The following is a 22,038-nucleotide window of genomic DNA, read 5'->3' on the forward strand; positions in this document are numbered from 1 at the left end:
GAAACATTCAATGAACCGTTTATCCAGTTTTGAAAGAACAACTCTTTCAACTGAATAAGTGAAGTGATGATGGCAAAGAGGCCACACCCGTTCCCATACCGAACACGGAAGTTAAGCTCTTTAGCGCCGATGGTAGTTGGGGGCTTCCCCCTGTGAGAGTAGGACATCGCTTCGCTTATTTTTCGTGGAGGATTAGCTCAGCTGGGAGAGCATCTGCCTTACAAGCAGAGGGTCGGCGGTTCGAGCCCGTCATCCTCCACCATTATTTTTAAAACAGTATAGTATTATCGCGGGGTGGAGCAGTGGTAGCTCGTCGGGCTCATAACCCGAAGGTCGTTGGTTCAAATCCAGCCCCCGCAACCAAATGGTCCCGTGGTGTAGCGGTTAACATGCCTGCCTGTCACGCAGGAGATCGCCGGTTCGATCCCGGTCGGGACCGCCATTTTTTTTTGCCGGTGTAGCTCAGTTGGTAGAGCAACTGACTTGTAATCAGTAGGTCGTGGGTTCGACTCCTATCGCCGGCACCATTCCCTTGGAGGGGTAGCGAAGTGGCTAAACGCGGCGGACTGTAAATCCGCTCCTTAGGGTTCGGCGGTTCGAATCCGTCCCCCTCCACCATTTTAGGGGCATAGTTCAACGGTAGAATAGAGGTCTCCAAAACCTTTGGTGTGGGTTCGATTCCTACTGCCCCTGCCAGGTATTGAGGTACTCGTTCATATACAGCTGTTATAATTTATATAGTGGCGATTGTGGCGAAGTGGTTAACGCATCGGATTGTGGTTCCGACATTCGTGGGTTCGATTCCCATCAGTCGCCCCATTTTCAAATTGGGGTATAGCCAAGCGGTAAGGCAACGGATTTTGATTCCGTCATGCCTAGGTTCGAATCCTAGTACCCCAGCCATTTTTCTTTTTTACGAGCCATTAGCTCAGTTGGTAGAGCATCTGACTTTTAATCAGAGGGTCGAAGGTTCGAGTCCTTCATGGCTCATCGTTTTTTAATGAATATTGCGCCCGTAGCTCAATTGGATAGAGCGTCTGACTACGGATCAGAAGGTTATGGGTTCGACTCCTGTCGGGCGCGCCAATAAATTTATGTTTTCGGAATGTAGCTCAGCTTGGTAGAGCACTTGGTTTGGGACCAAGGGGTCGTAGGTTCGAATCCTGTCATTCCGACCATTTTTTATGATAAATGGGGCCTTAGCTCAGCTGGGAGAGCGCCTGCCTTGCACGCAGGAGGTCAGCGGTTCGATCCCGCTAGGCTCCACCAGTTCAATATTTTTGGAGGTATACCCAAGTCTGGCTGAAGGGATCGGTCTTGAAAACCGACAGGCGGGTAACACCGCGCGGGGGTTCGAATCCCTCTACCTCCTCCATTTTGGGTCAGTAGCTCAGTTGGTAGAGCATTAGATTGAAGCTCTAAGTGTCGGCGGTTCGATTCCGTCCTGACCCACCATTATTTGCGGGTGTAGTTTAATGGTAAAACCTCAGCCTTCCAAGCTGATGTCGTGAGTTCGATTCTCATCACCCGCTCCAAAATGGGCCTATAGCTCAGCTGGTTAGAGCGCACGCCTGATAAGCGTGAGGTCGATGGTTCGAGTCCATTTAGGCCCATCATTATTCCGAAGTAGCTCAGTTGGTAGTAGCACCTGACTGTTAATCAGGTTGTCGCAGGTTCGAGTCCTGCCTTCGGAGCCACGGCCCGTTGGTCAAGTGGTTAAGACACCGCCCTTTCACGGCGGTAACACGGGTTCGAATCCCGTACGGGTCATCAAGCATGTAGCACAAATATTGTGTTACATGCTTTTTCTTTTATCAATAAATGATACATTAGTAAAGAGTGAAAGCTACGAATCCGCTATCAATGGTTCAGTAGCTTTTTTACATGACTAATATTTTGTTTCTCCTTTCTATAAGATGTCGCCCACCTCTTTTCCTTCTTCATTCACAATATCTTCTAATCATGATTCGATTCATTATAAATTTGAACAAACTATTTCATATATGCAATATGTATGTTTTTTTATAGCTATTTTCGTGGTGCTTGTCGTTTTGTTCCTCTAATATGAGGATAAGTGGAGGAATCGAAATGAATATACAGGAGATCCAGCAATTTTTAAGTTTATATCAGACAGAACAAGATGAATCAGAACGTTGGTTAGCGAATAGATTACAACAGATTAAGAATGCAGGTGAGTACGACCCAACAACAGAGGAGCTAGCTTTTGGTGCACGGGTGGCGTGGCGTAATAGTAACAAATGTATTGGTCGTCTGTTTTGGCAATCATTGCATGTAGTAGATGCACGTGCCGTTTTAGATGAACAGGATATTTTTCAAAAACTACTGGAGCATATCGATTATGCAACAAATAGTGGAAAAATCCGTCCAACAATAACAGTATTTGCTTCGAACAGAGTGCGTATATGGAATCATCAGCTAATTCGTTATGCAGGCTATGAAACGGAAGCTGGCGTTATTGGTGATGCACATTCTATTGTTTTTACTAAAGTATGTGAATCGTTAGGTTGGAAAAGTGAGAGGACACCATTCGATGTGTTACCTCTTGTTATACAAGTAGATGAGCGAGCTCCGCAGCTGTTTACAATTCCTGTAGAATATATTTTAGAGGTGCCAATTCGTCATCCAGAGTCAGTGGATGTAGAGAAATTAGGAATGAAATGGTATGCTGTACCCATTATTTCAAGTATGCGTTTTCAAATGGCAGGCATTGATTTTCAAGCCGCACCCTTTAATGGCTGGTATATGGGGACAGAAATCGGTGCACGTAATTTAGCAGATCATGACCGTTATAATATGCTACCAGCTATTGCGGAGGTTTTTAATCTTGATACAACCAAGCAAGCTTCACTTTGGCGTGATCGTGCATTAGTGGAACTTAATATTGCTGTCCTTCATTCTTTTAAAGAACAAGGCGTGAGCATTGTCGATCATCATACAGCTGCTCAGCAGTTTAAATTGTTTGAAGAAGCAGAGGAATCAGCAGGACGAGACGTTACAGGCAACTGGACATGGCTAATCCCACCACTTTCGCCCGCAACGACTCATATTTTCCATAAACCTTATGTCAATATTTATCATACACCCAATTATTTTTATCAAAAACCATGCTATTAACTGATTGTGGAGAGGACGAAACGCTATGTTGAATGAGCAAATTCCGAGTATCCCGTGGTTACAATTGACGACACCTTATGGAAGAGGAACGGCTATCCCTCAGCTGATTGAACAGGAGCAATATACAGAGCTAGCTGAGTTAGTGGAGCATCAAGGTACACTATGGCAGGTCACACCATGGGCTTTGCTTGTCCTTCTAAAAAAGCTTGCTAGCAAAAATACGGGGGATGTCTCTGTACAAGAAGTAGAGCTTTATTTAGCTGTGGCACATGCAATTTCTGAAGATTATCTAGACCCATCATATTCAGTTCAAACTATGCAGGAGCTGTTAGATGTCAAATATTTATGGATGGATCACGAAGAGAATGATGAGCTGGAATGGGAGGAGGAAACGCCAAAGGGTTATGAGCAGAAAGCTTTTGTAAGCTATTATTATTTTAGTTATATACTCTTACAAGAGGCTGTTCCTATTTTTGCAGCAGTTATAGCTCACAACAAAGAAACAGCAGACCGTCTTACTGAACTGCTAACCTTACTACAGCAATTGGACAAATAAAACGTCTATACCTATATAGAAGTAAAGCAGATGGGAAATATGAGCAGTTATCCCATCTGCTTTATTTTAATGGACATATTCGTCTTTAGAAGCTCTCATTGAGCAAAAGAAAAGAATGGTCGCCACAGCTACAAAGAGCCAACCAGCAATATTCCAGCCACCAAATAAATCATGTAAGTAGCCAAAAAGAATAGGGCCAATGGCGGCAAATAAATAACCTAATGATTGTGCAAAGCCTGATAAATCTGCTGCCTCAAATGCCGTGCGTGTACGAAGTGTAAAGAACATCATCGCTAAGGCAAATGAAGAACCTCCTGCTAAACCTAAAAGAATCATCCACAGTACCCCAAGACTTGTCCACTCCATGACAACTCCAGTAAAGCCTATTAAATAGAAGAATGTAAACATCACTACAAGAGGTCTTTGAGAAGCCATTTTACTTGCAATGATAGGCACAGCCAATGCCATTGGTACTTGTGAAAATTGCATGATAGAAAACATCCAACCAGCTTTGTCAGGAGCCAATCCCTGGGCGATGTAGATTTCGGGAATCCAAGCAGCAGTCGTATAAAATAATAAAGACTGTAATCCCATTGCACCTGTGACAGCCCAAGTAACAGGTGACTTCCATAAGGGTGTACTCGTCATTTTAGAGGTAGTGGCTGGCTCAGGTTTATTTGATTTCAATTGAGGTATCCAAATTAAAATCGTTACGACCACTAGTACAAGTGCAATGGACAGCGCTCCTTGCCAGCCAAATGATGAATTGGCTATAGGATAGCTAATACCTGCGCCAAGCCCAGCCGTTAAGTTCATCGACATAGTGAAAAATGCCATTAATAAACCAACATGGTATGGAAATTTTAATTTTAATAATCCTGGAATCAGCACATTTCCAAATGATATGGCTATGCCGATGAGTACAGTACCAAATACAAGTAACCCCGTTGTACCAAGGGAACGTAGAACAATCCCCAAGGCTAATAAAATAGTGGATAAAAATAGTGTTAGCTCAAGCCCTAGTTTGCGTGCTACAACGGGCGCAAATGGTGAGATGGTAGCAAAAGCGAGCAATGGAATCGTTGTTAGAAAGCCTGCAAGTACATTAGAAATACCAAGATCGTCACGGATAAATGATATAATAGGGCCAACAACAGTTAGTGGCATTCTTAATGTAGAGGCTATAAAGATAACTCCGAAGACTAAAAGTAAGGTTGTTCCCCTCCAGCTAATTTTTTTACTCGGAAAACTAGCGGAATGATCATTTGTAGTCAAAATAAATCCCCCTGTTCGTAACCGCTCTAATTGAACTACTATAACACTTTAACAAACTAATAAAAATAGTAGAAGATTCACAAAATACAGAACATTTATTGTTATATTGAAATGTCAAAGGTCTTATGCTAATATAATAAGCATCATAAATTTAATAATTATATGCCTCATGTTTGTATTGAGGTAGAGGTCGCGATATTTATAAGTATGCTAATGGAAATGACAAGCATTGATGAGATTAGCTGAAAGGGAATATTGCCGAAGTGTGAGGGGACTTGAAAACCTCATGCTGGGGCTGTCTCCGAAAGGAACAGAACTGTCACGTTTGCACAACGTGTTGAGCTATCATTTAGGAAAAACTGAGGATTAACTTAGCCATCACAGTGTATATGTGATGGCATTTTTTTGCCTCGTAAATAGGAAGGAAGCTATATCGTGAGTGAAATAAAAGTAAATCAGCTCGGACATAAAGCGCCAAAGCTGAAAAAAGAATTGAAAAGCCGTCATATCACAATGATTTCTTTAGGCGGTACAATTGGTACGGGACTATTTTTAGCCAGTGGTGGTGCCATTGCACAAGCTGGACCTGGTGGTGCATTGCTTGCCTACGCCCTAATCGGTATTATGGTGTACTTTTTAATGACAAGCTTAGGGGAAATGGCTGCCTATATGCCATCATCCGGTTCATTTAGTACGTATGCAACAAAATTTGTAGATCCAGCACTAGGCTTTGCATTAGGCTGGAACTATTGGTATAACTGGGCAATCACTATTGCAGCAGAAATTGCGGCAGTATCCTTAATTATGAAATATTGGTTCCCTGATAGTTCATCAGCCCTTTGGACAGTATTATTTATTGCTGTTGTACTGTCATTTAATTTACTTTCTGTAAAGAGCTATGGAGAAAGTGAATATTGGTTTGCGATGATTAAAGTAGTGACAGTCATTGTTTTTATTATTATCAGTTTATTAATGATTTTTGGTATTTTAGGTGGACAGGCACCTGTAGGCTTTACTAATTTCTTTATTAGTGATGGACCATTTCACGGTGGCTTCCTAGCTACATTTGGAATTTTCCTAGCAGCCGGATTTTCATTCCAAGGAACAGAGTTACTTGGGATTACAGCAGGTGAAACAGACGATCCAGGAAAAAATATTCCAAAGGCTGTTAAATCCGTATTCTGGCGTATTCTTTTGTTTTATATTTTAGCAATTGGTGCAATCGGAATGTTGATTCCATTTACAGATGAACGCTTATTATCAGAAGATATCGCAGTATCACCGTTTACATTAGTGTTTGACCGCTTAGGTATTGCCTTTGCAGCTTCGTTAATGAATGCCATTATTTTAACGGCTATGCTGTCAGCTGGAAATTCAGGGCTTTATGCATCATCACGTATGCTATGGCAATTAGCAGTGGATGGACATGCGCCTAAGTTCTTCACAAAGCTAAGTCGTCGAGGAATACCAATTTATGCATTGATGGCAACATTAGCTGTAGGTTGCTTAGCTTTTTTAGCGTCTTTCTTTGGTGATGGCGTTGTTTATATTTGGCTGTTAAACGCCTCTGGTATGTCTGGTTTTATTGCATGGCTCGGCATTGCCTTTAGTCATTATCGCTTCCGTCGTGCATTTGAGGCACAGGGCCTAGATCCAAAGCTATTACCTTATAGAGCAAAATTGTACCCGTTTGGACCACTATTTGCCTTTACTGTTTGTATGATTGTGGTCATTGGGCAAAATTACACGGCCTTTACGGGAGACCAAATTGATTGGTATGGGATATTAGTTTCTTATGTTGGAATCCCACTATTTTTACTGTTATGGTTTGGCTACAAAATCAAGCACAAAACAAAAATGCTTTCACTTCAAGAATGTGATTTAAAAGTGGAAGATTAAATAGTAGGGCTGTTCTGTAAACTAATGAATGATTGGTTTATGGGACAGCTTTTTATGTCTTAATCGTCGTTAAAAATATCAAAAAATAATATCATATATAGAGTAATATTAGTATTTACTAACTAGCCATTCGAAAGTCGATGTCTAATCAAATAAAAAACAGGTACCCATTCTTGAACTGCCCCGTAAAAGTTAGAAATCAAACTTTTACGGGGCAGTTCATCTCGAGTACCTGGCTTTTTATTATCCAAATATTGTTTCCCACAGTAAGTAAATATTTAATGTCACAACGATAACAACAACAAACCAACCTAAAAACGTTGTAATACGGTGATTGACTAAACTGCCCATGATGTTTCGTTTGCTTGTAAACATAACAAGAGGGACAAGAGCAAATGCAATACCGAAAGATAAAACGACCTGACTTAGAACGAGCGCATAGGTTGCATTCACGCCTGATGCAATAATGACTAGAGGCGGCACCATAGTAATCGCTCTACGTAAATAAAGTGGTATTTTTCTTTGAATGAATCCTTGCATGACTACATCACCTGCTAACGTCCCGACAGAGGAGCTAGCTAGCCCGGCAATAAGTAAACCAAGACCAAATGAAATAGCAGCCATGGGGCCGAGCGCATCTTTTAAGCCATTGTAGGCAACATCTAAATCTTCTACAACCACGCCTTGTGTGTGGAAGACTGCTGCAGCAATGATCAGCATGCTCATATTAATCGCTCCGGCAATAATCATAGCGATGATAATATCGATAAATTCAAAACGGAAAATACGTTTTTTTTCATTTTCATTCCGACCAACAATACGATTTTGCGTTAACGATGAATGTAAGTAAATAGCATGAGGCATGACAGTTGCTCCTAAAATACCTGTTGCTAATAATAGTGAATCTACACCTTCAAACTGTGGCGTGAACATGCCAATCGCTACATCGCCCCATTCTGGCTGTGCTAAAAATGTTTGGAAGGCAAATGCTAAGACAACAATTAACACCATGCCCGAAATACCGGCTTCAAAGGCTCTAAATCCTCTTCTTTGAAGTTCTAAAATAGCAAATGAACCAACTGCCGTAATTAATGCTGCGGGCAGCATAGGGATATTGAAGAGCAAGTAAAGCCCTAATGCTGCACCAATAAATTCAGCGAGATCTGTAGCAATGATGACCAATTCAGCCTGTATCCATAAAAAGATGGATGTTTTTTTAGAAAAATGCTCGCGTGCTACTTCAGGCAAGTTTTTACCTGTCGCAATTCCAAGCTTGGCAGATAAGGATTGAATTAACACGGCCATTAAATTAGAAAAGGCTATAACCCAAAGTAGCAGGTAGCCATATTGAGAGCCTGCTGTAATATTTGTAGCAAAATTACCAGGATCGATATAGGCGACGGCTGCAATAAATGCAGGTCCTAAAAATGGTAAAAAGCGTCGCCAACCTTTTATATCTCCATCTAAAACCGCCTCGGCAGACGATTTTGTGACTCGTTTGTAAACCATATTGTTCCCTCGTTTCAAAAAGTATCATTAACGAAATAAAGTTTCCTATAGGAAAATAAGATATTAGTATTCTAACGCTAGGAATCAAAAAAGTGAAGTGGTTTGCTTTAAGTTTCTATAAGTATGTGCCATTCTCATCATTTTCTAATTAGACTTTCACCACCAGCATCGTTTACGATGAAAAGAAAAGATGAAGGACGGATTCGACATGACCAATCGAATTTTAATTATAGAAGATGAAGAAAATATTGCGAGAGTGCTACAGCTTGAGCTTCAATTTGAAGGCTTTGAGGCGGAAATGGCTCATACAGGGACAGATGGTTTGCTTCGTTACCGTGAACAGCCATGGGATTTGATCCTACTTGATGTCATGCTGCCAGAGATGAGTGGCATTGATGTGCTAAAGCGGATTCGTGCAACGGAATCCCAGACACCTGTTATTATGCTTACTGCCAAAAGTGAGGTGGAGGATAAAGTAAAAGGATTGGATTTAGGAGCCAATGATTATGTGACAAAGCCGTTTGAAATTGAAGAATTGCTGGCGCGTATTCGCAATGCTTTACGATTTTCACAAAAAGCTAGTCCAAAGCAAGTTGCCCTTGCATTTGGACACTTATCGATAAACGAGCAAACAAGAGAGGTCGTATATTTTAATAAAGATATTCAACTGACACCTCGTGAATATGATTTATTGTTCTATTTACTAAAGCATCCTAAACAAGTACTGACTAGGGAACAGCTACTAGAGGCTGTATGGGGCTATGACTATTATGGGGATACAAATGTTGTGGATGTCTATATTCGCTATGTACGACAAAAGCTTGAAGCTGCTAATGCAACGCCTATTATCCAAACAGTTCGTGGAGTTGGCTATGTGTTGAAGGAACATCGTGATGAGACTTAAAACAAAAATTCATCTACTTACAACATTGCTGATGCTAGTAATATTAGTGGCCACAAACAGTGGAATTTATTTATTGTATGAGAAATCTGCCTATGATACGGAATATCATCAGCTTCAAACACGTGCCAATGATTTAAGCTCCACATTCAGTCAGTTAAATGCTCAAACTAACCTACAGCAAGTATTAAGAGCCTATATGCCGACAGATGGTGCCGTCTACATTTATGATGGAGAGCGTTTAAAAACAAAGGTTCAGGCTACCCTTGACATGCCAGAAGGCCCTTCCATTACCTATACAATGCCTGCTATTTGGATAGACGGAACGGTTGTGGATATCACATTACAGCAATCCATGGAAGAAGTAGAACGGACATTAAGTTTGCTAAAGGTTATATTGATTATTGTATCTGTTATTGCAACGATTCCTATTTTCTTAGCAAGCCTAGTACTTGGGCGACTTATTTTATTACCGCTAGAACGTTTAAATGAGACTATGCGAAAAAGTGCATCGACAGGAAAATATGAAAAAATGGATATACCAGTAAAAGGTGGGGATGAGTTAACAAACATTAACCGTACTTTTAATATGATGATGGAAAAGCTTGAACAGCATTATCGAAAGCAAGAAGAATTTGTATCGAATGCTTCCCATGAATTGAAGACACCCATTACGGTTATTGAAAGCTATGCAAAATTACTGCTCAGAAGAGGTTTTGACAATCGGGAAGTTGCACAGGAATCATTACTAGCTATTGCCAATGAATCATCACGCATGCATGAAATGGTGCTGCAATTGCTAGAACTAGCTAAAAATAATGAGCATCTGGACATTCATTTTGAACAGCTAGAGCTTGCGCCGTTCTTGAATAAAGTGGCTTTCCAAATGCAGCATGCGTATCATCGAGCATTTATAGTTGATGTGAAGAAGCCAAGTTTTGTTTATAGTGATGAAAAAATATTAAAGCAACTACTCTTTATTTTGCTGGATAACGCTAGGAAATATAGTGAGGAGGAAGTGCATATTCTCGCAACAGAAACAGCTAATCATGTATGCATTACCATCCAAGATTTTGGTATTGGTATTCCAGCGGAGCATATTCCACATTTGTTTGAGCGATTTTATCGTGTAACAGGAGATCGTAACCGTAAGACAGGTGGTTCTGGGCTAGGACTTGCCATAGCGCATGGGCTTGCAGAACAATTGGGGATAATGATGGATGTAAAAAGTACAATTGGAGAAGGGTCAAGCTTTACCTTATGTATACCAAAGGAGGGACAACAATGAGAAAGTGGCTGTTGATGATTGTTGTGATTGTCCTTCTCGGTAGCGGAACGTTTTGGTTTATTCAAACGCGTTATTTTCAAGTCGAGCCTCTTAGCGAAGCGGAGGCCATTCGCCATGTTGAAACAATCTATAAAGGTCATGTTACTCAGGTGAAGAAACAAGGAAAAACCTATGAAATGCTCTTTACGCGAGATCATATCAAGTATGGAGCTGTGCTCGATGCTACGACACAACAGGTGACTGATTTAAAAATAAAAGAAGGACAAAGTAAATTACTGTTAACAGAAAAGCAAATCAGGCAGATGGTTAAACAGGAATATGGAGATGTAGAAAGTGTTATGTTAACAGATTCCATTTATACAGTGCGAGTTGAAAAAGATAGCAAGCAAAAAGAAATCACACTTGATGGCTATTCCGGTGAAGTATTATCGGAGAAAATGGTGGAGCCACAAGAACAATCTGTAGAAGGGCCTATTATTACTGAGCAGCAAGCTGTTCAAATAGCACTGGAGCAATTGAAGGGAGAGGTGGATTCAGTCGATTTTGAAGAAACCTCAGAGGGTGGTTACTATTTAGTTGAAATTGAAACACAGGATGACGAAGCCACTTTTCAAATTCATGCCGTTTCAGGAAAGGTTCTGTCTGTTACATGGGATGACGAACAATAAATCACTTCTCATGAAATTCTAATGTTCCTCTTATAGTTCTATCATCTTCGCTTGCTAAGCTAAGAATAGATAAAACAAAGGAGAGATGAATATGAAAAAAATAATTATGATTCCAGCATTGGTAGTTACTCTTGGGGTTGGAGCAGCAATTGGCTCGACAACTTTATTATCAGGAAATGCGCAAGAAAATAAGGTATTAACAATACAGCAGATTGAGAAGAAAGCATTAGCAATAGTTGATGGGACTGTTGCGGATATCGAATTTGATCAAAATCAATTCCGCTCTATTTACGAAGTAGAGGTGCATACCGAGACAGCGGAATATGATTTAAAATTTGATGCTTATACGGGAAAATTACTGAAGCAGAAAAAAGAGCGTCGAGATGACGATGATTGGGATAATTACATTTCTGTTAGCACGCCAACAGCGAAAATTATTACAAAAGAACAGGCTATCGAAACAGCCTTAACGAAAGCAAAAGGTACCGTGACAAAAATTAAGCTGGATGATGGCTTATATGAAATAGAATTGAAAGATGGTCAGTATGAATATGAAGTAGATGTGGATGCAATGACAGGGAACATTGTTGATTTTGAACAAGATATGGAAGACTAAAAGAGCGAGCTGTCTTAAAAGTAGAGCATACTTTTAAGACAGTTTTTTGTTGTAGCGAGAGTATTGGCAGCAATGACGAGTATTAACATATGCTCGAAAAAAGTCTATGTTTTTCACTCGTGAAAATGAAAAATTTTCTTCTTTACTTTTTCAATCAGCAGGCGTAATATGACATCATTATAAAAGTTTCAAATTTCTAAATCGCTGAAGCAACTAAACGCGGGGGAACCAATTTTGATGTATGGCATAAGCCATTCTTGGGGTGAATCTCTTCCATTTGGAGGGGTAGGGCTACTCAGGCCCGAATCCGACAGCTAACCTCGTAAGCGTTAAGAGCAGAAAAGTGGAGCTTGGCAGACGGATGAACGTCTACAAGTCTTATTTAGTGATGACTTGTAGACGTTTTTTGATGTTATTTAGAGAGGCGAAACACATTCTATGAAACTAGAAGGTGTTTATCAATGAAATCCTCATTCAAACGTTATGTAATCGGCAAACCATTAAGATCCGATGAGTTAGGGGAACAAAAGCTTAGTAAAGCAAAGGCATTGGCAATCTTATCGTCCGATGCTTTGTCTTCAGTAGCCTATGGACCAGAACAAATTTTAATTGTTCTTATGACAGTGGGCACACTTGCCCTTTGGTATTCTTTACCGATTGCCGTTGGAGTGGTCGTTCTGCTTGTGGCACTGATTTTATCTTATCGTCAGGTTATTTTTGCTTATCCACATGGTGGTGGCGCTTATGTAGTATCGCGAGAAAATTTAGGAGTGAATGCAGGTCTTGTAGCTGGAGGCTCTTTGCTTGTTGATTATATTTTAACAGTAGCAGTTAGTGTTTCAGCAGGTACAGATGCTATTACATCGGCATTTCCAAGCCTTCATCCATACAATGTACCCATTGCTATCGTTTTTGTGATTTTCTTAACAATTTTAAACCTACGAGGTGTAACAGAGTCAGCCTCTATCTTGGCATACCCAGTCTATCTATTTGTAGGCGTTATGCTCTTGTTAATTGGGATTGGGCTCTATCAGGTTACAACTGGTCAGGTGCCAGCAGAGCTACATCCAAAGGTTGGTACACCAGTGGCAGGGATTAGCTTATTTATTTTATTAAAGGCATTTGCCTCAGGTAGCTCAGCGTTAACCGGGGTAGAAGCTATTTCTAATGCTATTCCTAATTTTAGAAATCCTGCTCCTAATAATGCAGCAAAAACACTTTTAGCGATGGGCGCCATTTTAGCTGTTTTATTTATTGGTATTGTAAGCCTAGCTTATTTTTATGGGATTGCCCCAACAGCAGAAGCAACAGTAGTTTCCCAACTAGCAGAAGCTAGTGTTGGTCGGAATTTCCTTTATTATATTGTACAGGGGACTACGGCAATGATTTTAGTACTTGCCGCAAACACAGGGTATTCAGCCTTTCCATTGCTTGCTGTGAATTTATCGAAAGATGGTTTTATTCCAAGAATATTCCAAATTCGTGGAGATCGTCTTGGTTATTCAAATGGCATCATGATGCTAGGTGTTGCGGCCATTGTCTTAATTATTCTTTTTGATGGAGCCACAGAGCATTTAATTCCGCTATATGCAGTTGGGGTATTTATTCCGTTTACATTAGCGCAAACGGGAATGATGCGAAAATGGTGGCGCGAAAAACCTAAAGGTTGGGTAGCAAAATTTTCTATCAATACAATTGGAGCAGCGATCTCTTTCATTGTAGCTATGATGTTCTTTGTGACAAAAATGCCCCAAGTATGGCCAGTGTTCGTCTTTTTACCAATCATTATTTTTGTATTTCATCGGATTAAGCACCATTATCAAGCCGTTGGAGAACAATTGAGATTGAATCAGGAGGAGCTGACTACTATTGAGGGAAATGTGTTCATTGTGCCAGTCGCTGGTATAACAAAGGTAGTTGAAAACTCTCTTCATTATGCTAAATCACTTAAGGTGGATAAAGTGATCGCCTTTTATGTAGCTTTCGATCAAGCAGAAGCAAAAGCTTTTGAAGAGAAGTGGAACGCATGGCAACCTGATGTACGGTTAGTGACTTACTATTCACCATATCGTAGCATTACACAGCCATTGATGAAATTTATTGATAAAGTAGAGCACCATTGTACTAAAACAAATCATAAAGTGACGGTTGTGATTCCTCAATTTCTACCGAAAAAAGGGTGGCATCATATGCTACACAACCAATCGAGTCTACTCATTCGTACGACACTGTTATTTCACAGAAATGTCGTCATTATGACAGTCCCTTTTCATTTATCAAAATAATGCTAGCAAGCTAGAAAATAGTCTGTTATAATCAGTACGTTGATTGAAAACACGAACGTTTGCAATTGAAAAGTTGCGAAATACCATTAAATTCCGAAAAATCAAACTTTATTTCGTAAAAGTTATAGGTTCTTGCCGAATAAAGTGATAAATTGGATATTCTGATAGTTTCATACAAATCCACTCATATAATAGCGAGAATAGGGCTCGCAAGTTTCTACCGATTTACCGTAAATAAATCGACTATGGGTAGCAATGCTTTTAGAGAACTTCAATTATAATGATGTTTTCTATTCGTTTCGACGTTTTTACGCTGAATGCTTTGCTCCACTCGTAGCTGAATGGAAACAAGGTATTTAGCGTTTTTTATTACTCTGAAAGAAAGAAGGATATAAAAGAAATGAAGTTATTACAAGACAAAATTATGCAAGAGGGTAAAGTATTATCTTCATCCGTATTAAAAGTTGATTCATTTTTAAACCATCAAATTGATCCAATGTTAATGAAGGAAATTGGTCATGAATTCGCAAACCGTTTCTCTGATCAAGTGATTACAAAGATTTTAACAATAGAATCTTCAGGTATTGCACCATCTGTTATGTTAGGGTTAGAAATTGGCGCGCCTGTCGTGTTTGCTCGTAAACGCAAATCGTTAACACTTTCAGATAACCTTTATTCATCAAAGGTACATTCGTTTACAAAAAATGAAACAAATGAGATCTCTGTATCACGTAATTTCTTAAATGAGGACGATAATATTTTAATTGTTGATGATTTCTTAGCAAATGGTGAAGCTGTCAAAGGCTTACTAGATATTGCTGCACAAGCTGGTGCGCATGTTGTGGGTGTGGGCATCGTTATTGAAAAGGGCTTCCAAGATGGTGGAAAATTATTGCGTGAGCAGGGAGTTCGCGTTGAGTCATTAGCGATTGTAGACTCTCTTGAAGATGGCAATGTAACATTTGCTACGGAGGCTCGCTCGTAATGAATACCTTTAAATCAACTGCGCTAGCGATTCAACATTTACTTGCGATGTATGCTGGAGCCATTTTAGTGCCACTGATTATTGGTGGAGCAATTGGCTTTGATTCAACACAAATGACGTATTTAGTAGCAATTGATATTATGATGTGCGGGATTGCAACACTTTTACAGGTATATTCAGGTAAATTCATCGGGATTGGCTTACCTGTAGTACTTGGCTGTACATTCACAGCAGTAAGTCCAATTATTGCGATCGGCACAAATCCAGAGCAAGGTATTACAGATATTTATGGTTCTATTATTGCCTCTGGTGTAATTGTAATGATTATTGCGGGCTTCTTCGGCAAGCTTGTGAAATTCTTCCCTCCAGTAGTAACTGGATCCGTTGTTTCGATTATCGGTATTTCCTTATTACCAGTAGCTTTAAACAATATGGCAGGTGGACAAGGTGCTGAGGATTTTGCTTCTGCTTCTAATGTGGCATTAGCGTTTATTACATTAATTATTATTTTAATCGTGTATCGTTTTTCTACAGGTTTTGTTCGTGCGATTTCTATTCTGATTGGATTAGTAGTAGGTACCGTTTTAGGTGCATTCATGGACAAAGTGGATTTCACGCCAGTAGCGGATGCTAATGTATTTCACATGGTACAACCTTTCTACTTTGGCATGCCAACATTTGATGTAACGGCAATTATCACCATGACACTTGTAGCAATGGTATCTTTAGTAGAGTCATCTGGTGTCTATTTTGCATTAAGTGATATTTGTAATAAAAAATTAGATTCAAAGGATTTAGCTCGCGGCTATCGTTCAGAAGGTCTAGCTTCAGTAATCGGTGGTATTTTCAATGCCTTCCCTTACACAACATTCTCACAAAACGTGGGACTAACACGTATGTCAGGCGTTAAGGACCGTAAAGTCATTTATATCACAGGTGGTTTACTAGTAGCACTTGGCTTCCTACCAAAAATCGCAGCATTAACAACGATTATTCCAACATCCGTACTAGGTGCGGCAATGTTAGCGATGTTCGGTATGGTCATTACACAAGGTATGGGGATGCTTGTACCAGTTATGAACGAATCAGCAGAAAATGCGATGATTGCTGCGATTGCAGTAAGCTTAGGGGTTGGTGTATCAGTGGTTCCTGGTATTTTTGATGCACTACCAGAAAAAGTCTCTATTTTAACATCTAACGGTATCGTCTGTGGTTCTGTCACAGCGATTATCCTTAATATTTTATTCAATATGATTGGGCCGAAGCATAAGCAAGACCCGATGCATGGTGAAGTATAAAATCCTAAAAGTTATCTATTTTTGACTAGTCGTTTAGTTGAAAGTAGGTGACTTTTTCTGTGTAAAAAGTAGATATGAACAGAGAAATAGAAGGAATTCACTCTCAAAACTAGAATTTAGAATGAATGACTAATAATAGGATAGGAAGGGATTATTTATGAGTATAAAGGGCTTTGGAGGGATCTTTTGGAGAACTAAAAATCTTGAGGAAATCAAAAAATGGTACAGTAAAGTCTTGAACATTGAAATTGAAAATTGGAATGGTACTATTATTACGCCACAATCAGACAATGAAACGGTCTTCTCTTTCTTTTCTGAAAGTGATAGCTATTTTCCAACAGAACAACAAGTAATGTTAAACTTTCAAGTGGAAAATCTAGATGATAGCATCAAGCATTTAGAAAAAATGGGTATTCCCTTTGTAATGGACAAGACGATGAATGAATTTGGACAATTCATTTGGATTGAAGATCCTGAAGGAAGACGTATAGAGCTTTGGGAAAAGTAATATAACATTGATCAATGAAAAACCAATTTCCATGCCTAAGCTTACGATTAATAGCAGCATCATTATGTTATTCCTCAACTCTTTTAGATAATATCATATAACAGTGTAGGTGTAAAATTACACTTTTTTTGTTATGTTCGATGTTTAATATCGGGTTATAAGGGGAATTTAAAAATGAGGATGGTTTTTAATAGAATGTAATTCTCTCTTTCAACATACACTTATATATAACTACTCTGAGAAAGGGCTAGTACAAATGCAAAGTATCGTTTTAATATTAATTCTTCAATTAGTTTATGTACCTTTTTTAACATTGCGAACAATATTTTTGGTAAAGAATATCACGTTCCTTGCTGCGATATTTGGTATGCTGGAAATGCTAGTGTATGTATTTGGCCTTTCACTCGTTTTTAGTGGGAAGCAAAGCATGTTATCTATGGTTGTCTATGCAGTTGGATTTGGATTAGGTATATTTTTAGGAGCAAAAATAGAACGTAAGCTAGCAATAGGCTATGTTTATACAACCATTAATACGCAAAATAAGAATGAAGAGCTTGTAAAATTTCTTCGTAACGAAGGGTTTGCAGTCACGATTTATATTGGAGAAGGGCGAGATAGTAATCGCTATAAATATGAAATCTTAACGAAGAGAAATCGTGAAGGGGAGCTCTTTCAAATTGTAGAGCAGTTCGAGCCGAATGCCTTTATTATCTCATATGAGCCTAAATCATTTAAGGGCGGCTTTTTGCTTGCTCGTATGAAGGCTAAGCAAAAATAATTTAATAAGGAAGGACCTCTGCTAAATGCCGAGGTCCTTTTTTAGGATGTTAATTAAATTTTGTTTCTACCCAGTCTTTAAATAAACTAAAGTCTGTGTAGACAATTTCCTTGTAGCTCATGGCTTGTAAAATTGTATGCTCTATAAATACATCACGCTCTTTGCCGATCGCTTTTAAAATCTCCTCCTCACTGTGATAGGTAAAAACATGAGAATAATCGATATCAGCTCGTGCATGTATTTTAGCCGCAATTTTTCCCATAAGTGATGTTGTAGTAAAGTAATCCTCTACATCCTTATAGTTTTTAGGCTTAATCTTCTTTTTATAAGGAGAACGTTCACGAATATAAAATTCCTGTCCATTCATCGTGATAAAGGCTAAATGTGGGTCCTCTAAATGGTGCATAGCTTTTTGAGTTCCGACTACACGTGCTCCCTGATGCTCATAATGAGCCCAAAATAGTTCCTGATAAGGGAGGAAGTAGGCAGGAATTGCTGTGCGTACCTCTTTCATTTCTAACACTAAATCCTCGACTCCTGACGCACCTTTTTCGTCTTCCACTAAAATATAGTAACGTTTTAAACCGATGGAAGCTGTACCAGAGCCATACTTATAAGCTATGTCCCTAATTTTATATGTAGAAAGTGCGTTTGAAATGGCGCTGTATTCTTCACTAGTAACCGGTTGAATTTCTTCATTCCATAAGAAGGCACGCTGACCATCCTCATTTACATACGAAATATCCTGTAAAAAATGAGATCGCTGGCGTTTATCAAGCTTTTTCAATAATCTCTTTGCTGGTCCCTTTGTATTGTCCTTTGTGAACATCAGTGTTAAAGGATCATCCTGTTTACGCTGGAATCGTTTTAGCTGATCTATGTAGCTACGGAGAAAATACTGAATAGCCGTTTCCTGAGTTGTCTTATATAAGCCTTGTTCTTCTAAATAGAGCGCAATACTGACGCTCATGCGAATAATATCGTATAAATAAGAGCCGACATAGCCCTCATCGAAATCATTAACATCAAAAACAATCTCGCCTGCCTCATTTTGAAAAGCACCGAAGTTATCCATATGCATATCACCTTGAATCCAAGTTGGTTTTCTATCAGGAGTATGGAAGATTGAGACGGATTTTGCCATATCAAAATAAAATAGATAGGCACTTCCACGGAAAAAGCGAAATGGGCTTTCAAGCATTTTACGGTATTTTTCCAAGCGCTGTCCCTCTGTTAAACTCATTCGTTGAACATCAAATTCTTCAAAGATTGTTTCTAATTGTTCTTGTCTTAAAAAAGTTCTAGTATGTTTAACTTGTTCCAATAAAGCATGCTCCATACAATAATCCCCTTTGTTAAATCAAAATTTACCTGTATATACGAAAAATAATTGAATAGGTTTCGAAGAAATTTAGCAAATGTTCTCGATAAAAATGGTTATACATCTAAGGGTATTTCATAACATGTTCAATAACCTATTTTCATACTATAAGACATGCTTAATCACGGAGGGGGGTTATATGTACTTCTTTACAAAAGGTCTTGTCATTATAGTAGGAAGTATTTCATTGTCGTTAGGAATTAATTTATTTTTAACGCCATATGAAATTTTAGATGGGGGAGTAGTAGGGTTAGCGCTTATATTACATTATCTATATAAGCTCAAAATCGGTTTAATGATTATTATTATTAGTATTCCCATTTTTATTATTGCTTGGTTTAAATATAGAGCCTATTTTTACAATAGTATACATGGCTTAATAGCATCTTCCGTAATTATTGATTTGCTAAAGCCTGTGCGAAATCTTGTCCAAATGGATGCGCTTTACAGTGCCATTTTTGGAGGTATACTTGTCGGCTTCGGCATTGGTCTGATGCTGCGTTTTCAGACAAGCACAGGGGGGACAGACTTAATCGCTCAATTTATCTGTGACAAGACAGGTATTAATGTTGGAATATTAATATTTTTTATTGATTCCATTGTTATTGTTATAGGAGGCTTCCTACTATCCACATCGACCTTCCTATTATCCATTATTACCGTATTGGTAGTAGGCATTACGACAAGTGTTATTACTAGTCGAAGTCGAGTATCAGGAACGTAAAAATAGTCCCAGTATAAAACTGAAACTATTTTGGCGTCTGATTATCAAGTGTTTTCATTAGCTTCTTTTTAGGATGTGCTGGTTTGATCTCTGCAATGAGTATAGCCAGTAAAATAAGTATTGCACCTACGACCATGCGACTTGTTAAGATTTCATGTAAAAAGATGACGGATAACACCATACCGAAAAAGGATTCAGTCGATAGGATAATCGCAGCTTTAGTAGCAGTTGTATATTGATTGGCTACATTTTGGAAGAGGTAAGCAATTGTCGTAGAAAAAATACCTAGGTAAATAATCGAATAGATTGCTTCTTTTTCGAGTGATGTCGGGATATCCCCTTGGCTAATGACGACTAGAACACCTATAAAGGATGCCGTCAGAAATTGAATAATGGTAAGAGCAATGGCATCTTCTTTTTGAACAAAAAGATTAGTATAAAAGATATCAAAGGCAAAAGCAACGGCACATGCTAGAGAAAGTGCATCCCCAACATTCATTGTTAATGAGCCTTGTAGTGATAAAAAGCCGATTCCTGCGATCGCAATTAGAGAACCAATGATTTCATAGCCGTCAATGCGGCGTTTATAAACCGCATAGGCTATTAAAGGAACAATAATAACATTCACTGCGGTTAAAAAGGCATTTTTAGACGGTGTTGTATATTGGAGTCCAACGGTTTGAAGGGCGAATGCTATATACAGAATTGTACCTAATAAAGCTCCCTTCCAAATAACAGATTTCGAAGCTTTTTTTAATCGAGAACCAAATAAAACCAATAATATAATGGAAGCTAATAAAAATCTACCAGCCATCACTTGATAAGCTGTTAAATATTCTAAGGCAATAGCCGTTATAACAAATCCACTACCCCACACGATTGCAGTAATCAATAGCATGCCATCAGCTATGTAAGTTTTCATGTTTTCTTCCTCCTGACTTCAATAGAATAGCATAGGAGTGAGGAAAAGAATTTGATTTTATTTCTAAATATTCAGGCGTTTTTTTGTACTTATTCCAAAGCGATTACTCAAAACCTACCTTGCTATGTAATAAGTACAATTTAACGGCTGCAGCTAAGTGTTCATAAAAAACATAATCATTATCTGTCGGTGCTACTAAATGACGTATTTTAGCCATACGATAGCGAATTGTATTTGGATGACAAAATTGTGCTACGGCAACTTCCTTAATATTTCCTTTTTTTACGATATAGGTTATGGCAGTTTCCATTAAATCGGGATCAGCCTTATCATCAAGTAAAGGAGCTAAAAAAGAAGTAACATAATCCATTGCAAATATAGGATCTTTACGATACAACTCAATTAATAAACGATCCGATGCGAGATGCTTATAATGAAGGCTAGGCAGCATGTCAATCTCAGCTAATATACTAGCAAAGAAGGCTTCGCGTAAAGCAGTAGGAAAGCCAGTTTGAGTATCGTAGCTACTGCTATAGCCAAAAGTGATCTTTTCCGTTGGGATGGCATATAATGCTAACCATTCATGTAACACCTTGTCAAATTGAAACAGCTGGGATGGATGTGTCATGATGATAAAAAGGCTCTGCTTATAGGAACAAATCAGACCTGATTTAAGTAGTGGCTCTAACGAAAAAATAGCATGCATCCAGTTATGGTGAGATGTGTCACTTGCTCGTAAAGTTGCTACAAAAACATATTTTTCAAAGGGTCTATTGAGCTGCTGTAAAATGGATTTGATTTGCTCTTGTGTAATATCTTCCTCCATTAATCTCCGTAAGATCGTTTCTAAAAAGAATGAATAATCCTGTGTTTTAGCGTAGGCCATTGTTTCTAAAATAATCTTCTCAAAAAACTCATCTCCACCAAATCTTAAAATAGGAAAATCTTGTTCCTCTGCATAAGTCAAAACCTCTTCAGGTAAATCTCTGAAAATAACAGGCTTATAAGCTAAGGCACTCGCCCCGAGCTCCACTAGATTTTTTACTGCATTTAATAAATACTCAGGCTTTTGTTTGGCAAATAATAAACTACTTAATACAACGCTGTTGGGTGTGAAAATTGTATCTCGCACATGGGGTATGTCTGGTGAAAATTCAAAGTCTAAAATCTCTACATTTTGAACAGCTTTATGCAAACCGTTGTGGCCAGCGACAACAGTGAAATTCTTTGTAATGGGTAATTGTAAAAAATTTTCTACATTCATAAACGGACCATTGCCTTTCTTGTAGTAAGGTACTAACTTCTATTAT

18 protein-coding genes, 18 tRNA genes, 1 rRNA gene and 3 riboswitches are annotated in these 22,038 nt (G+C 38.8%); of the genes, 32 read left to right on the top strand and 5 right to left on the bottom strand.

The genetic code is table 11. The features are described from left to right. Nucleotides 1–59: 59 nt before the first annotated feature. The 21 genes from rrf (at nucleotide 60) to MHI04_RS01300 (ending at nucleotide 3,691) form a co-directional block, all read left to right on the top strand. Nucleotides 60–175, top strand: a 5S ribosomal RNA gene (gene rrf / locus MHI04_RS01200). Between the two features lie 11 nt (nucleotides 176–186). After that, nucleotides 187–262: transfer RNA gene (locus tag MHI04_RS01205), tRNA-Val, on the top strand. 26 nt (nucleotides 263–288) lie between these two features. Next, nucleotides 289–363: transfer RNA gene (locus MHI04_RS01210), tRNA-Met, on the top strand. Nucleotides 364–366: 3 nt separating this feature from the next. Continuing rightward, nucleotides 367–442: transfer RNA gene (locus tag MHI04_RS01215), tRNA-Asp, on the top strand. Between the two features lie 9 nt (nucleotides 443–451). Beyond that, nucleotides 452–527: transfer RNA gene (locus tag MHI04_RS01220), tRNA-Thr, on the top strand. A 7-nt stretch (nucleotides 528–534) separates the two neighbouring features. Then, nucleotides 535–618, top strand: a tRNA-Tyr gene (locus tag MHI04_RS01225). Between the two features lie 4 nt (nucleotides 619–622). Beyond that, a tRNA-Trp gene (locus tag MHI04_RS01230) sits at nucleotides 623–696 on the top strand. Nucleotides 697–743: 47 nt separating this feature from the next. After that, nucleotides 744–819: transfer RNA gene (locus tag MHI04_RS01235), tRNA-His, on the top strand. A gap of 9 nt (nucleotides 820–828) precedes the next feature. After that, nucleotides 829–903, top strand: a tRNA-Gln gene (locus tag MHI04_RS01240). 14 nt (nucleotides 904–917) lie between these two features. Continuing rightward, nucleotides 918–990: transfer RNA gene (locus MHI04_RS01245), tRNA-Lys, on the top strand. Between the two features lie 19 nt (nucleotides 991–1,009). Continuing rightward, nucleotides 1,010–1,086: transfer RNA gene (locus MHI04_RS01250), tRNA-Arg, on the top strand. Between the two features lie 15 nt (nucleotides 1,087–1,101). Next, a tRNA-Pro gene (locus tag MHI04_RS01255) sits at nucleotides 1,102–1,178 on the top strand. Nucleotides 1,179–1,193: 15 nt separating this feature from the next. After that, nucleotides 1,194–1,269: transfer RNA gene (locus MHI04_RS01260), tRNA-Ala, on the top strand. 13 nt (nucleotides 1,270–1,282) lie between these two features. Next, nucleotides 1,283–1,375 (top strand) — tRNA-Ser (locus MHI04_RS01265). Nucleotides 1,376–1,379: 4 nt separating this feature from the next. Then, a tRNA-Phe gene (locus tag MHI04_RS01270) sits at nucleotides 1,380–1,455 on the top strand. Nucleotides 1,456–1,461: 6 nt separating this feature from the next. Continuing rightward, a tRNA-Gly gene (locus tag MHI04_RS01275) sits at nucleotides 1,462–1,535 on the top strand. 4 nt (nucleotides 1,536–1,539) lie between these two features. Beyond that, nucleotides 1,540–1,613 (top strand) — tRNA-Ile (locus MHI04_RS01280). Between the two features lie 7 nt (nucleotides 1,614–1,620). After that, nucleotides 1,621–1,697 (top strand) — tRNA-Asn (locus tag MHI04_RS01285). Nucleotide 1,698: 1 nt separating this feature from the next. Further along, nucleotides 1,699–1,770: transfer RNA gene (locus MHI04_RS01290), tRNA-Glu, on the top strand. Nucleotides 1,771–2,088: 318 nt separating this feature from the next. Further along, nucleotides 2,089–3,135, top strand: a complete 1,047-nt coding sequence (locus tag MHI04_RS01295; RefSeq protein ID WP_089934917.1) for a nitric oxide synthase oxygenase — start codon at nucleotides 2,089–2,091, stop codon at nucleotides 3,133–3,135. Nucleotides 3,136–3,160: 25 nt separating this feature from the next. Next, nucleotides 3,161–3,691: a hypothetical protein gene (locus MHI04_RS01300; protein WP_271912108.1), complete on the top strand. Its 531-nt coding sequence runs from the start codon at nucleotides 3,161–3,163 to the stop codon at nucleotides 3,689–3,691. 66 nt (nucleotides 3,692–3,757) lie between these two features. Here the strand turns inward: MHI04_RS01300 and MHI04_RS01305 are convergent, their stop codons facing one another. Continuing rightward, a complete protein-coding gene (locus tag MHI04_RS01305; RefSeq protein WP_058845206.1) occupies nucleotides 3,758–4,966 on the bottom strand; it encodes an MFS transporter in 1,209 nt (402 codons plus the stop codon). 176 nt (nucleotides 4,967–5,142) lie between these two features. Continuing rightward, nucleotides 5,143–5,319, top strand: a riboswitch (Lysine riboswitch). Nucleotides 5,320–5,401: 82 nt separating this feature from the next. On the opposite strand from MHI04_RS01305, the gene MHI04_RS01310 reads away from it, so the two are divergent. Continuing rightward, on the top strand, nucleotides 5,402–6,865 hold the full coding sequence (locus tag MHI04_RS01310; protein WP_036122023.1) for an amino acid permease: 1,464 nt from the start codon (nucleotides 5,402–5,404) through the stop codon (nucleotides 6,863–6,865). Nucleotides 6,866–7,108: 243 nt separating this feature from the next. Here the strand turns inward: MHI04_RS01310 and MHI04_RS01315 are convergent, their stop codons facing one another. Next, entirely contained in the window at nucleotides 7,109–8,374 is a 1,266-nt protein-coding gene (locus tag MHI04_RS01315; protein ID WP_036122019.1) for an Nramp family divalent metal transporter, read from the bottom strand. A gap of 208 nt (nucleotides 8,375–8,582) precedes the next feature. On the opposite strand from MHI04_RS01315, the gene MHI04_RS01320 reads away from it, so the two are divergent. From MHI04_RS01320 to MHI04_RS01360, 9 genes are all read left to right on the top strand, one after another. Beyond that, the gene (locus tag MHI04_RS01320; protein ID WP_271912110.1) at nucleotides 8,583–9,278 is read left to right on the top strand and encodes a response regulator transcription factor; all 696 of its coding nucleotides are present in this window, start codon (nucleotides 8,583–8,585) and stop codon (nucleotides 9,276–9,278) included. Continuing rightward, on the top strand, nucleotides 9,268–10,563 hold the full coding sequence (locus tag MHI04_RS01325) for a HAMP domain-containing sensor histidine kinase (RefSeq protein WP_036122012.1): 1,296 nt from the start codon (nucleotides 9,268–9,270) through the stop codon (nucleotides 10,561–10,563). The genes MHI04_RS01320 and MHI04_RS01325 overlap by 11 nt, the downstream gene beginning before the upstream one ends. Further along, a complete protein-coding gene (locus MHI04_RS01330; protein ID WP_036122010.1) occupies nucleotides 10,560–11,231 on the top strand; it encodes a PepSY domain-containing protein in 672 nt (223 codons plus the stop codon). Before MHI04_RS01325 ends, MHI04_RS01330 begins: the two co-directional genes overlap by 4 nt. A 91-nt stretch (nucleotides 11,232–11,322) precedes the next feature. Continuing rightward, the gene (locus MHI04_RS01335) at nucleotides 11,323–11,847 is read left to right on the top strand and encodes a PepSY domain-containing protein (protein ID WP_249646142.1); all 525 of its coding nucleotides are present in this window, start codon (nucleotides 11,323–11,325) and stop codon (nucleotides 11,845–11,847) included. Between the two features lie 192 nt (nucleotides 11,848–12,039). Further along, nucleotides 12,040–12,190: riboswitch (cyclic di-AMP (ydaO/yuaA leader) on the top strand. Nucleotides 12,191–12,308: 118 nt separating this feature from the next. After that, a complete protein-coding gene (locus tag MHI04_RS01340) occupies nucleotides 12,309–14,132 on the top strand; it encodes an APC family permease (RefSeq protein WP_058845211.1) in 1,824 nt (607 codons plus the stop codon). A 164-nt stretch (nucleotides 14,133–14,296) separates the two neighbouring features. Next, nucleotides 14,297–14,398, top strand: a riboswitch (purine riboswitch). Nucleotides 14,399–14,532: 134 nt separating this feature from the next. After that, on the top strand, nucleotides 14,533–15,117 hold the full coding sequence (locus MHI04_RS01345; RefSeq protein WP_101966985.1) for a xanthine phosphoribosyltransferase: 585 nt from the start codon (nucleotides 14,533–14,535) through the stop codon (nucleotides 15,115–15,117). Next, nucleotides 15,117–16,415: a nucleobase:cation symporter-2 family protein gene (locus MHI04_RS01350; protein WP_036121997.1), complete on the top strand. Its 1,299-nt coding sequence runs from the start codon at nucleotides 15,117–15,119 to the stop codon at nucleotides 16,413–16,415. The genes MHI04_RS01345 and MHI04_RS01350 overlap by 1 nt, the downstream gene beginning before the upstream one ends. A 157-nt stretch (nucleotides 16,416–16,572) precedes the next feature. After that, a complete protein-coding gene (locus MHI04_RS01355; protein ID WP_342535285.1) occupies nucleotides 16,573–16,923 on the top strand; it encodes a VOC family protein in 351 nt (116 codons plus the stop codon). Between the two features lie 256 nt (nucleotides 16,924–17,179). Further along, the gene (locus MHI04_RS01360) at nucleotides 17,180–17,701 is read left to right on the top strand and encodes a DUF2179 domain-containing protein (RefSeq protein WP_004227692.1); all 522 of its coding nucleotides are present in this window, start codon (nucleotides 17,180–17,182) and stop codon (nucleotides 17,699–17,701) included. Between the two features lie 49 nt (nucleotides 17,702–17,750). Here the strand turns inward: MHI04_RS01360 and MHI04_RS01365 are convergent, their stop codons facing one another. Beyond that, nucleotides 17,751–19,040 (bottom strand): DUF2252 family protein, encoded by a 1,290-nt coding sequence (locus MHI04_RS01365; RefSeq protein ID WP_342535286.1) that lies wholly within the window; start codon nucleotides 19,038–19,040, stop codon nucleotides 17,751–17,753. A gap of 181 nt (nucleotides 19,041–19,221) precedes the next feature. Between MHI04_RS01365 and MHI04_RS01370 the strand changes: the two genes are divergently transcribed. Next, the gene (locus MHI04_RS01370; RefSeq protein WP_340812426.1) at nucleotides 19,222–19,806 is read left to right on the top strand and encodes a YitT family protein; all 585 of its coding nucleotides are present in this window, start codon (nucleotides 19,222–19,224) and stop codon (nucleotides 19,804–19,806) included. A gap of 25 nt (nucleotides 19,807–19,831) precedes the next feature. Here the strand turns inward: MHI04_RS01370 and MHI04_RS01375 are convergent, their stop codons facing one another. Beyond that, nucleotides 19,832–20,728, bottom strand: coding sequence for a DMT family transporter (locus tag MHI04_RS01375; protein WP_036121988.1), 897 nt, complete (start codon nucleotides 20,726–20,728; stop codon nucleotides 19,832–19,834). A gap of 103 nt (nucleotides 20,729–20,831) precedes the next feature. Continuing rightward, complete coding sequence (locus MHI04_RS01380) at nucleotides 20,832–21,992, bottom strand: PucR family transcriptional regulator ligand-binding domain-containing protein (RefSeq protein WP_089934934.1); 1,161 nt, start codon at nucleotides 21,990–21,992, stop codon at nucleotides 20,832–20,834. Nucleotides 21,993–22,038 lie beyond the last annotated feature (46 nt).

It is taken from the genome of Lysinibacillus sp. FSL K6-1151 (assembly GCF_038630755.1).
Classification (GTDB): domain Bacteria; phylum Bacillota; class Bacilli; order Bacillales_A; family Planococcaceae; genus Lysinibacillus; species Lysinibacillus fusiformis_D.